Source organism: Pseudomonas sp. A125 (assembly GCF_055409485.1).
Genome location: NZ_JBUZVP010000002.1, coordinates 119,249 through 131,476 on the forward strand (window position 1 = coordinate 119,249; position 12,228 = coordinate 131,476).

Consider the following 12,228-nt stretch of genomic DNA (forward strand, 5'->3'; position numbering starts at 1 on the left):
GAGGACGCCTCAAAGCAGCATGAGTGTCAACGACTCATCCTTGAGGTTCTTTCATGCAATCAGCTCATACACCCTTGCCGCCTTCGTTCAGGCGCCTGTTGTTTTCCAGTGACAGCCCGCATCAAGTCATGCAGCGAGAGCGGTTCGGCGCACTGAACCGGGAGATAGCTGAACACTTTGAACGCCAGCCCACCTTCCACGGATTTGTGCAAAGGGAGTTGCGCCAGGCATTTCCCGAGCTGGCGCAGGACGGCGATCCGGACAAGATTTTTATCCGTTCATCTACCCCCTCGGATCACCCCTCAACGGCGCCGCTGGAGCCCCATATCCTGGAGGCGGTGGTTCGCCGGATAGTCGAGCAGCAGCCCGCCGACTACGCCACCCGCCAAGCGCATTTCGAGCGCTCGACCACGGCTGGGGATGAAACGCAGGCGGTAAGTGCGATCACTGCCGCGCAATTTGACCGTTTTCTCGATCAGTTGGCCACTGGGCTAGTCAGTCGCTACGCGTCTTACCTGCAAGCCTTCTGGGACACCTCGGTCAGCCTCACGGACACCCGCTCGCGCAAGCAATGGCTGATTGACCAACGGGCCTTGCATCTGCGTCTTGAAGCCGAGTTGCTCAAGGCCGATGGCCTGATGAGTGATGGCGCCTATGCACTGTTGACTAAGGTTTTGCGCTATCGCGACGCCCCGGCCAGGCGGAAAAACCTGCTCGGCTATTGTCCTTGCGTCTATAGCGTGGCGCTTGCCGGTGAAGGGGCTGCGCCCCATCTGGCGTTGCATGGCGCGCTTGTGATGACCGCCAAAGACCCGGACCACGCCGTGGTATGGGAAGACGCGCAAGTGCCTGAGCCATCGGTGCGCCCCTTGGAAAGCGATGCGGATGTAGGAACCGTGGTGTTGTTTACCCCGACTCAGGGGCTGGAGTGTTTTGACTCCCTGGCGCTTCTGGATCAAGAACTGCACCGACGCTTGAAGGTTTCTTCCGAGTTTTCAGGGCTGCTTATGCTGGTTGCGCAAAACGATCAAACGAGGGCAATGGGTAGGCATCTGGCGGCTAAAACACAGGGCGGGTTTCGCTACGGCGAATTGAATGCGTCGGCATTTGCCGAAAGTGTCGAGGCGCAATGTACGCGCTTGCACAGGGATTTCAGTACGCAGGTCGAGCTGTACCGCAATCGGGGCGTGTCGAGCCGCATGGGGGACCTGCCCGCCAGCCTTGATCGGGCAACCGACCTGAGACATGCCTTCGCGCTCGACAGCGTATTGCTGGCGCGTGAGCTCAAGCGGCTGGCGAGAACGTTGAGTGACTTCTTGAAGCCTGCCTCCCAGGCCGACCGGGAGGCCTGGAGGCGTGCGGTCGAGCGTTACCGGGCGGCACTCGGTGAACTCCCCGAATGGGCGACTTTACCTTCTCTCCTGCAGTTCGGTGATACCGCGACATTGCTGACCTACAGCAACGAACAACTGCGTACGGCACTGGAGTCTGAGTACGGCCTGGACGTGGACCCGGACCACATCCTTGTTCACACCAGGGAGACGCGCAAGCCGGTCGGCAGCTACGTGCCGAGTGCGTCGCCCCTGGTGCCTGAAGGGCGGCGCTACCATATGCGCAAGCGGACATTGACCCAACTGGCACTGGAAAACGTTGGAGGTATCGATCTTAATTTCGTCAACTTTTCGCGCCTCACTGATGTGCAAGACCAGGCGTATTCGGCCCTGACCACCGCGCAGGTCAAGGACCTGGTACGAAGCGTCAATATCGGCGGGCGTTATCCAGACTTCCTGAAACATCGTTTATTGACCTCTCCTGAGGCGCTGGTGCAAAAAACCAGCTACGCCAGGATCACCGCTCTGCAGATGCGTGTAGACGCGCTGGAAGCCAAGATCGCCGGCGACTTTTTGCCCGACCGTTTGGACCGCGGGTTTCAATGGGTCAATAGTGTTTTGAACCACCCGCAGGACACCAGCGAGAGGGCTGAAGTCGAGGGGCACAGGATTCTGGTCCGCGGCCTGCAGCTACGTGGGGTGCGTGTGCGCGGGGTGCTTGTGTTCAGTACCGCATCGGAATCTGTCGGGTCCTTGGTTGCTTATATGCCCCAGGCACCTTCTGGCCGAGTGTTCTACGAGTTCGCCGACAGCGCGCAACTGGCGCGCGAGCTGATTGACCACAGCTCGTGGCATGAGTATCTCGTCAGCCGTGTGAGCCTTGAGGATCAAGCATTGATCCGCAGGATGTTGAAGGGCCGGGTGCGCGGCGAAATGGTGCATCTGCCGCGCATCTCCGAGAACGTATTGATGGAGGCTTATGAGCTTGAGGCCAGTGCAGCGATCAATATGGCCGCGCAACGCACCACTAGCACCCATGAGACCAATATTGATACGACGTTCACGTTGATTGAGGCAAGCCTGGATATCATCACGTTGGTCTTGCCGGTCAAGATCACGATGGTGATCGGTATGGCCAGGAGTCTTTTTTCCCTCGTGCGGGCCATCCAGGCAGCAGAGGCAGGCGATCGTGAGCTGGCCGCCCATAGTTTTGTAAGGGCCTTTGCCGAGCTGGTCGGGGCAGCAGTGGACGGCTTTGTCGGGAGCGCCTCGGTATCGGCGGGTGCCGTGGGCAAAAAAACCGGCTTGAGCAGTAACATGGCCTTGAGCAAGAAACCGTCGGGGTTGACGCCTTTGCCTGGTTGGGAACTCCACGGGATTTTCAGCCAGTCAGCGGGTGAAGGCGGTTTCGCGCGACATTTTCTGAGGGACAAAGAGCATTGGTATTCGATCAAGTATGACCCTGATGTCGAGGTCTGGAGGGTAAGGGACGCGCGCAAGCCCTTTGCCTATCATCATGCGCCCCTGCGGCGCGATGCGTCGGGGCACTGGGAAGTGGCTTCCCCGGGGATCGGTTTGAAAGGTGGTTACCCCGTTGAACAAACGCTGATGAACGCCTTTCCCAATCTCACCCGAACCGGCGCGCGAAAAATCCTCGACGCCTTCAGCTTTCCGCCAGGCCGGGTCCTGGAGCTTGAGTTGGAACTGGCACGCGAGATGAGCGTATGGAGCGATATTCCTGGACGGTTTCACCAATACCTGAACCAGCCCCTGGACCATATACGGCTACGCATGAGTGGATATGAACCTATCGACCCAACGGCAGCGGTTGCCGGTCCCAGTCGCATTCCGGTCCTGCCCCCCGTCAGGCTGGCACTGCGACCAGGCCCCCAGCCGGTATGGGCTGAATGGGGCAAGACGATACCGGCTTCGCAGATTGCGCCCAATCCTTCACGCGCCTACACCTTTACCGTAAGCGATCCATCGGCAGGCCTGAGGGGAGATGTGATTGCGATTGGGCAGCACTATTATCCGGTGCTGCCCAAGGGTGAAAACTGCCCTGATGCCCTGGCGCATCTGTATGACCCAAGTCGGCCGCCACTCAACGCTGCAAACTTTAACGATCAACTGGCGTTTGACTTCAAGCGCCAGCCACGCATCGCAATCCACGATCCGGCAACCGGCAAGTGGCAGGTAGATGAAGGCCCGATGCTGTGGGGGGACACCAGTCGGTTCCTTGTCGGGGCGTTCCCGACGATGTCGCATGTATCGAGGCGAAAGCTGGCCAATGCGATGTTTGATCACTTCAACCCTGGCGGGGTAGTGACGTCAGGTGGGCTGACCACATTCCTCGGTCAATTGAACACTTGGCGTTTGGTCTTGAGTCGAGGACTGGACCCGTTGCAGTTCCTTTCTGCGTCGCCAAAAAACACGGCAGGTAGAGTCAGGCTGAATGTTGTCAGCCCGGCATTTTTGCAAATGAACTTTGGGATCCATGAAATCATCCGCTTGGGGCTGGCGGTTACGGCGTCGATGGACGCTGTTGCGCTTAGGGGGGCGCTGCATAAAGTGGTGACCGGACTTGGCTATCGACTGATCGGAAATGGAGGCCCCGGCCCTGAATTGTTATTCAAATGGTCGTCGGGCAGCGCCGTCTATTGCCTCAGCCCGCACCCCATCCTGGGACGATCACCCAAAATGCTGCACCCACTGGGTCCCGGCCTTGACCTGAGCGTTCTGGATGGGCCGACCCAGGCAGTCGTCAGCCAGAGCCAGGCACGTGGAGATTTTTCGATGCTGCACGGTGGGGTTATTCTCAGGAGCGGCTATCCGACGGTGTTCATCCTCAAACAGTGAGGCCTGGCATGTTGACCGTGGTGCCGGACGCCTGACAGCGCCCGGCACCTGCTTGATCAGAACTCGTGATCAGCGTTGTCCGGGTTCAAGTCACTGATGCCCAGCTTGCCGGCCGCCTGTTCGATCGAACCGGTCTGCTTCACCAATGCGGCGATTGCATCGCGCACAATCTGGTTGCCTTTATCGTTACCGGCAGCGATCAACTGGTCGTAATGCTCACCGTTGTTGGCGTGGTCCACCATCACCTGGATCTTCGCTTCGGTCGACGCCAGGTCGGCCTTGAGCGTTGCATCGGCAGTCGGATCCGCCTTGGCCACCAGGGACGACAGGCTGGCGCCGGTCATCTTGGTACCGTCGGTGCGGGTGTACTCGCCCAGGTAAACGTTGCGAATACCCTTGGCGTCGTAGAAGTGCGAGTTGTGGGTGTTGTCGCTGAAGCAATCCTGTTCGTCTTCCGGCGAGTTGGCTTCCAGGGAAACCTTCATGCGTTCACCGGCCAGTTCGCCCAGAGACAGGCTACCCATGCCGAACAGCATTTTGCGCAGGCCATCGGTAGGCGCCTCGGCTTCCAGCGTGGCGCGGTAGTTGTCTTCAACCTTCGGCTTCCAGTTGCCGACCATCTCTTCCAGGTCGCTGACCAACAGTTGAGTTACGGCGCGCAGGTAGGTGCGGCGACGCTCGTTGTGGCCGCCAGTGGCGCCATCACCGGTCATGTAGTCCGAGGCAGGGCGGTTGCCGGCGCCTGGGCCTGTGCCGTTGAGGTCCTGGCCCCAGAGCAGGAATTCAATCGCGTGGTAGCCGGTGGCAACGTTGGCTTCGGAACCGCCCAACTCATTCAGGCTGGCGAGTTTTTCCGGGGTGATGTCTTTCACATCGACCTTGTCTTCGCCGACCTGGATCTCGTTGTTGGCGATGATGTTGGCGGTTGCGCCAGGGTTGCCCAGGGCGTGTTCGTAGGTCTTGTCGACGTAGTCGATCAGGCCTTCGTCCAGTGGCCAGGCGTTCACCTGGCCTTCCCAGTCGTCAATGATGGTGTTGCCAAAGCGAAACACTTCACTCTGCAAATACGGCACACGGGACGCGATCCAGGCGGTACGGGCCGCTTTCAGGGTGTCGTCGTTCGGGTTGGCGAGGAAGGTGTCGATGGCGGTTTGCAGGGTTTTTGCGGTGGACTCGGCGTCGCTGTACACCGCGAACACCATGTCTGCGTAATGCGCGACCACGGCCTTGGCGGCGGCCTCGTCAACCTGGCCTGCCGGGGCAGCCGCGGGGGCGGTAGTGCTGGCGGCGGCCGGCGCTTGAGGCGCGGCGGCCTTGTCTTTGCCTTCACCGCAACCGGCAAGCGAAATGGCAATGGCGAGAAGGCTGGCGGTGGCCAGGGGCATACGAATCATGGCGAACATCCTGCTTCGGTTGTTGATGGGGCACGCGGGGGGTGCGCAAAACTGCGACATAATGCGAAAGATTTGCATTTTGTGTAAAGGGTTATAAGTAGGAAATATTTAGTATCGATTTGCTGGCCGCCGGTATGCGCGTTCCCGGTGGCCGGCATGGCTTCAGAGAATGGCCGCGTTATTGCGCTGGGCCTGTTTCAAATAAGCCACCAACTCCCGGGCCGGCAGGGGTTTGCTGTAGTGGTAGCCCTGACCTTCGTGGCAGCCTTCGGAGATGATGTAGGCCTCCTGCTCGGCGGTTTCCACCCCTTCGGCGATCACCTGCATGCCCAGGCTTTTGCCGAGCTGGATGATCGCCCGCACGATGGTTGCATCGTCGTCGTCGTCCAGCAGGTCCTGGACGAAGCTCTTGTCGATCTTGATCTTGTCCAGCGGCAGGCTTTTCAGGTAGCTCAAGGACGAATAGCCGGTGCCGAAGTCGTCAATGGCAATCAGCGCCCCGGAACGGCGCAGGCTCAACAGGTGCTGGGCCGCGGTGCTGATGTCTTCCATCAGGCCGGTCTCGGTGACTTCCAGCTCCAGGCTGCGGGGCGGCAGGCGGTAGATCTGCAGCAGGTTGTTGACCACCCGCGGCAGCTCGGCGTGGTGTAGCTGCACGGTCGACAGGTTGACCGCCATGCGCAGCTCGGTGAAGCCCAGGTCGTGCCATTCGCGCAGTTGCCGGCAGGCCTGGTCCAGCACCCATTCGCCGATGGCAATGATGGTGCCGTTCTGTTCAGCCAGCGGGATAAACAGGTCGGGCGGCACCAGGCCATGTTCCGGGTGCTGCCAGCGAATCAAGGCCTCCACACCCACCACGCGATGGTCTAGATAGCTGATCTGCGGCTGGTACACCAGGTGGAACTGCTCGCGGCTCAAGGCGTCGCGCAAATCCTTTTCCAGCTCGCGGCGGCGGCGCATTTCGCTGTCGACGCTGGCGATATAGAACTGGTAGCGGTTGCGCGAACGGCTCTTGGCCAGGGTCATGGTCTGTTCGGCTTTTTGCAGGAGCTTCTCGGTGCTGTCGCCGTCTTCCGGGAACAAGGTGATGCCGATGGTGGCGCGCAGGCGGATCTGTTCGTGGTCGAGGGCGAATTCGGCTTCCAGGTCATCGAGGATGCTTTGCGCCAGCTCGGCGGCCTCGTAGGGTTGCTCGATATCGGCCTGGACCAGGGCGAACTGGTCACCACCCAGGCGGGCGAGCGCGCCGAGGCGGCCACTGTGAGCGCGCAGGCGGTCGGCCAGGGCCAGCAGCAACTGGTCGCCGGCCTGGTAGGTGAACTGCTCGTTGACGCTCTTGAAGTCATCCAGGCCCACACACAACACCGCGACCCGGCGTTGCCGGCGGCCGGCGTCGATCAGGATCTTGTCCAATTGCTCCTGCAGCTTCTGGCGGTTCGGCAGGCCGGTGAGAAAGTCGTACTGGGCCATGCGCAACAGGCTGTTTTCCGCCTCATGGCGCAAGTGGGTATTGCGCTCGATGGATTCGAGCAACTGGTTGGCGGTGTTGATCCATACCCCCAGTTCGTTTTTCTCGTGGCCCTTGAGTTGCGGGATCTTGTGCTCACTGGGGCGGTCGGGGTTGATCGAGCTCAGGTGCTCGATGATGCGCGACAGCGGCTTGGTCAGCAGCCAGTGATAGACCAGGTACAACACCAGGCCCATGGCCAGCGCCCGCAGTACCCCGGAGATGAATATGATCACCGAGCTGACGAGAAACCCTTTGCCGTAGGTGGCGGTGTCGAGGGTGATGCTCAGGTCGCCGTAGTACTCGCTATAAGGCCCGCGCCCCACCAACGGGGTGGTGAAGGTGCGCTCCTGGCCCAGAATCAGGTCGGTCAGCCAGCGGGTCGGGGATTGTTGCAGGTCGCGGGTTTTTTCCGCGAGCATGGTTTCGTTGGGATGGCCGATGGAGGCCATGCGCACGGCATCGTCCTGGAACAGGCCTTCGATGACCTGCATGCCCATCTCCCGGTCCAGGCTGTAGACGGCCTGGGTGGAGGGGTCGCGAAACATGTCGAGGATGCGCTGGGCATCGCCGGCCACGGCCTGGCGCGTCTTGTAGCCATCAAAGACGATCTGCGCCGCGCTCAGTACCACGCCCACTGCCAATGCCGAAAGCAGCACCACCCGTAGCAACTTCACCGACAAGCTGTTTTTGAGTTCCAGCTTCAAAGGGTTATTCCTTGTTCCATGCGGGTAGCCTCAATATGCCATGAGTATTGGCAATCCAGTGAGGGCAGTCAAAGGGACATTGCGGGGTGTGCTGGTTTGGCGGCGGGGGCGAGGCGGATTTGCATCCGCCTGCCTGGAGTGCAGGTGGGTGGGCGTGGCGCGTCAGGCGTTGTTGCCGAAGGTCAGTGTTTGCTTCTTGTTGACCTCCAGGCTGGCAAACTCAACGGACTTATTGGGCTCGGCGTCATTTTTTTTCAACACATCCCCCAGGGATTTTGCGGCCAGATCGGCAAAGGGCTGGAGGAGCGGTGCAACGGCCTTGGTGACATCACCCACGGCGGTGGCCACTTGGCCAACCAGGGGTACTGCGGCGGCTAATGCTGCGATAGACATCGTCATTTCTCCGACAGGTATAAGAGGCATAGTCCTCGCCTGTCTGGGTGGCATCAGCGGCTCACCGAGTTCCACCGGGCATAAAAAAGCCCGGCAATCGCCGGGCTCTTTTTACTGCAAGCGGTACTTAAGCGGTGAAGGTTTTGCCTTCGAACTGCTCAGTCACGAACTTCCAGTTGACCAGGTTCCAGAACGCTTCCACATATTTTGGACGCACGTTGCGGTAGTCGATGTAGTAAGCGTGTTCCCAGACGTCGCAGGTCAGCAGCGGGGTGTCGCCGCTGGTCAGCGGGTTGCCGGCGCCGATGGTGCTGGCCAGGGCCAGGGAACCGTCAGCCTTTTTCACCAGCCAGCCCCAACCGGAACCGAAGGTGCCGACGGACGTCTTGGTGAACTCTTCCTTGAACTTGTCGAACGAACCGAAGGCAGCGTTGATCGCCTCAGCCAGTGCGCCGGTCGGTTGACCGCCAGCGTTTGGCGCCAGGCAGTTCCAGTAGAAGGTGTGGTTCCAGACCTGAGCGGCGTTGTTGAAGATGCCGCCCGAAGAAGACTTGACGATTTCTTCCAGGGTCTTGCCTTCGAACTCGGTGCCAGGCACCAGGTTGTTCAGGTTCACGACATAGGTGTTGTGGTGCTTGTCGTGGTGATACTCCAAGGTTTCCTTGGAGATGTGCGGCTGCAGGGCATCGTGTGCGTAGGGCAGCGGCGGCAATTCGAAAGCCATGATGATTCTCCTAATCAGGTCAGTTGCGGTGAGCGCAAGGCCGATCACGGGCGGCCAAACAAGCGCCGGGGAGTTTGTACTCTTTGCGGCGCAGGGGCTGGATCATAGCACCGGGGGTGCGGCAAAACCACGCAACAACTGTGTGGGATAGAGGTTCCAGAGCGTTTTGGAATATCTACGCTGCGCTGATTAATTGATAGGCCACGCTGAACATCATGGCGGCTACTAACAAGTCCAGAATACGCCAGGTGGCGGGGCGCGCCAGCCACGGTGCCAGCCATGCGGCGCCCAGCGCCAGGGTCATGAACCACAGCAGTGAAGCGCTGGCGGCACCGGCCACATAAGCGCCGGGTTCGGTTTGCTGGGCGCCGAGGGAGCCGATCAGCAAGACCGTGTCCAGGTACACGTGGGGGTTGAGCAAGGTCACCGCCAGGGCGCTGAGCATCACCGCCTTCAGCGAGCGCACCTTGAGGTTTTCGCCCTCGCCCAGGCTCTGCTTCGAGCAGGCCCGGCGCAGCGCCAGGGTGGCGTACCACAGCAGGAACGCCGCGCCGCCCCAACGGGCAACCGCCAGCAATATCGGGTTATGCGCCAGCACCGTGGCCAGGCCGAACACGCCAGCGGCCACCAGGATTGCATCACACACCACGCACAAGGCCGCCACGGGCAGGTGATGTTCACGCCGCAGGCTTTGTGCCAACACAAAGGCGTTCTGCGTGCCGATCGCCATGATCAACCCAAAGGCCACCAACAGGCCGTTCGTATAGCTTTGCCACATAGGATTTACTCCGCGCCCGCCGCCAATTGCTGCAACACCGTCATGGCGCGCTCGGCATCGGCGCGGCCGACAAACAGGTGGTCGTGGTAGTAGCCGGCAATCACGTTGCAACTGATCCCGGCCTTGCCCAGGGCCGTGGCAAACGCGGCGGTCAGGCCGACGGCTTCCAGGGCCGAGTGCACGTTAAGGGTGATCCACGCCGCCACGTAGTCGAAAACCAGCCCGGCCCGCTCGGCTTGCTGGCGCTCGACGATCAGCGTCAGGCCTTCCTGCTCGCGAAAGCTGCCGACAGCTTCGCAACCCTCGGGAATTCGGCCGTCGGCCAGGGTGCAGAACACGTAGTCACCGTCATTGAGCTGTGGGCTCATGCTACGCAGCAGGGTTGCCAGGGCGGTTTCGCCAGCCATGTGGAAGGTCCTTGAATAAGAAGAAGCGATGCTGGCTATTCTCCGGTCCCAGGCTGTATAAGAAAAACCAATATTGCTGATCGCTCATTAGGAAAACTGATGTTCGACTATAAATTGCTTTCCGCCCTGGCGGCGGTGGTGGAACAGGCCGGTTTTGAACGGGGCGCCCAGGTACTGGGAATCTCGCAATCGGCGATTTCCCAGCGGATCAAGTTGCTGGAGGCGCGGGTTGGCCAGCCGGTGTTGGTGCGCGCCACGCCGCCGACGCCCACCGAAATCGGCCGCCGGCTGCTCAACCACGTGCAACAGGTGCGGTTGCTGGAGCGCGACCTGCAAAGCCAGGTGCCCGCGCTGGATGAAGAAGGCATGCCCGAGCGCCTGCGCATCGCCTTGAATGCCGACAGCCTGGCCACTTGGTGGGCCGAGGCCGTCAGCGACTTCTGCGCCGAGCAGCATCTGCTGTTGGATTTGGTCGTGGAAGACCAGACCGTCGGCCTCAAACGCATGCGTGCCGGTGAAGTGGCCGCCTGCATTTGCGCCAGCGAACGCCCGGTGGCCGGCGCCCGCAGCCTGTTGCTCGGTGCCATGCGCTATCGGGCGCTGGCCAGCCCTGCGTTTGTCGCACGGCACTTTCCCGATGGCGTACGCGCCGATCAACTGACCCGCACCCCGGCGCTGGTGTTCGGCCCGGATGATTTCCTGCAGCATCGGTACCTGGCTTCCCTGGGCGTCGACGGTGGTTTCGAGCACCATTTGTGCCCATCGTCCGAAGGTTTTATCCGCCTGACAGAAGCCGGGTTGGGCTGGGGCCTGGTGCCCGAATTGCAGGTGCGCGACCAGCTTGAAAGGGGCGTGCTGGTGGAGTTATTGCCAGATAAGCCGATCGATGTGCCGCTGTACTGGCATCATTGGCGCAGTGGTGGACAATTGCTGGGCTTGTTGACGGATCATCTGGCACACACAACCGGGCAATGGTTGGTGCCGTTGGAGTGATGGCCAGCGTCAAGGCAACAGCGATGAAAAACGAAAGAATGCGGAGTAAGTCATGAAAATTCTGGTCACCGGCGCAAGCGGCTTCATCGGCGGGCGCTTTGCGCGTTTCGCCCTGGAGCAGGGCCTGGACGTGCGGGTCAACGGGCGGCGGGCCGAAGGTGTAGAGCACCTGGTACGGCGCGGCGCCGAGTTTATCCAGGGTGATTTGAATGATCCGGACCTGGTGCGCGAGTTGTGCCGTGACGTCGAAGCCGTGGTGCATTGCGCCGGGGCGGTGGGCCTGTGGGGGCGATATCAGGATTTTCACCAGGGCAATGTGCTGGTCACTGAAAACGTGGTGGAGGCCTGCCTGAAACAACGGGTGGGGCGCCTGGTGCACCTGTCGTCGCCATCGATCTACTTCGATGGCCGCGACCACCTGGGGCTTACCGAGGAGCAAGTGCCCAAGCGCTTCAAGCATCCGTATGCGGCCACCAAATACCTGGCGGAGCAAAAGGTGTTCGGCGCCCAGGAGTTCGGCCTCGAGGTGCTGGCCCTGCGCCCGCGGTTTGTCACGGGGGCCGGCGACATGAGCATCTTCCCGCGCCTGTTGAAAATGCAGCGCAAGAACCGCCTGGCAATTGTCGGCGACGGCCTGAACAAGGTCGATTTCACCAGCGTGCACAACCTCAATGAAGCCCTGTTGAGCAGTTTGCTCGCGACCGGCTCGGCGTTGGGCAAGGCCTACAACATCAGCAACGGTACCCCGGTGCCGGTGTGGGATGTGGTGAACTATGTAATGCGCCAGATGGACATGCCTCAGGTCACCCGTTACCGGTCCTACGGCTTGTCCTACAGTGTTGCGGCGCTCAATGAGGCGTTTTGCGCGATGTGGCCGGGGCGTCCGGAACCGTCGTTGTCACGCTTGGGCATGCAGGTAATGAACAAAGATTTCACCCTCGACATCACCCGCGCACGGCATTATCTGGACTACCAGCCCAAGGTCAGCCTGTGGGCGGCCCTGGACGAGTTTTGCAGTTGGTGGAAAGCCCAGGACGTGGGGCTTAAATAACCGGCAACACACCGGGAACCGAATTTGCGGCCCAGGGTCGATCAGTGCGGCAGGCCAGGGGTTTATACTCCGGCGCTTGGCTATTCA

The 12,228-nt window shown here is 60.7% G+C and carries 9 protein-coding genes; 3 read left to right on the forward strand and 6 right to left on the reverse strand.

Annotated features, from left to right (window positions below; genetic code table 11):
• Positions 1–53 precede the first annotated feature (53 nt).
• The gene (locus tag ACZRN6_RS03540; protein WP_464007222.1) at positions 54–4,187 is read left to right on the forward strand and encodes a dermonecrotic toxin domain-containing protein; all 4,134 of its coding nucleotides are present in this window, start codon (positions 54–56) and stop codon (positions 4,185–4,187) included.
• Between the two features lie 56 nt (positions 4,188–4,243).
• Here ACZRN6_RS03540 and ACZRN6_RS03545 read toward each other — a convergent pair whose 3' ends face one another.
• From ACZRN6_RS03545 to ACZRN6_RS03570, 6 genes are all read right to left on the reverse strand, one after another.
• The gene (locus tag ACZRN6_RS03545; RefSeq protein ID WP_322147074.1) at positions 4,244–5,581 is read right to left on the reverse strand and encodes an imelysin family protein; all 1,338 of its coding nucleotides are present in this window, start codon (positions 5,579–5,581) and stop codon (positions 4,244–4,246) included.
• A gap of 162 nt (positions 5,582–5,743) precedes the next feature.
• A complete protein-coding gene (locus tag ACZRN6_RS03550; RefSeq protein ID WP_322147073.1) occupies positions 5,744–7,795 on the reverse strand; it encodes a putative bifunctional diguanylate cyclase/phosphodiesterase in 2,052 nt (683 codons plus the stop codon).
• Between the two features lie 162 nt (positions 7,796–7,957).
• Positions 7,958–8,188: a hypothetical protein gene (locus tag ACZRN6_RS03555; protein WP_322147072.1), complete on the reverse strand. Its 231-nt coding sequence runs from the start codon at positions 8,186–8,188 to the stop codon at positions 7,958–7,960.
• A gap of 127 nt (positions 8,189–8,315) precedes the next feature.
• Positions 8,316–8,912 carry a superoxide dismutase gene (locus tag ACZRN6_RS03560; protein ID WP_322147070.1) on the reverse strand — a complete coding sequence of 199 codons (597 nt, stop codon included), beginning with the start codon at positions 8,910–8,912 and terminating at the stop codon, positions 8,316–8,318.
• 175 nt (positions 8,913–9,087) lie between these two features.
• Complete coding sequence (locus ACZRN6_RS03565; RefSeq protein WP_322147068.1) at positions 9,088–9,690, reverse strand: LysE/ArgO family amino acid transporter; 603 nt, start codon at positions 9,688–9,690, stop codon at positions 9,088–9,090.
• Positions 9,691–9,695: 5 nt separating this feature from the next.
• Positions 9,696–10,097 (reverse strand): ACT domain-containing protein, encoded by a 402-nt coding sequence (locus ACZRN6_RS03570; RefSeq protein ID WP_322147067.1) that lies wholly within the window; start codon positions 10,095–10,097, stop codon positions 9,696–9,698.
• A gap of 99 nt (positions 10,098–10,196) precedes the next feature.
• Between ACZRN6_RS03570 and ACZRN6_RS03575 the strand changes: the two genes are divergently transcribed.
• Together ACZRN6_RS03575 and ACZRN6_RS03580 are read left to right on the forward strand one after the other, a co-directional pair.
• On the forward strand, positions 10,197–11,090 hold the full coding sequence (locus tag ACZRN6_RS03575; RefSeq protein WP_464007223.1) for a LysR family transcriptional regulator ArgP: 894 nt from the start codon (positions 10,197–10,199) through the stop codon (positions 11,088–11,090).
• Between the two features lie 52 nt (positions 11,091–11,142).
• On the forward strand, positions 11,143–12,141 hold the full coding sequence (locus ACZRN6_RS03580) for an NAD-dependent epimerase/dehydratase family protein (RefSeq protein WP_177090617.1): 999 nt from the start codon (positions 11,143–11,145) through the stop codon (positions 12,139–12,141).
• Positions 12,142–12,228 lie beyond the last annotated feature (87 nt).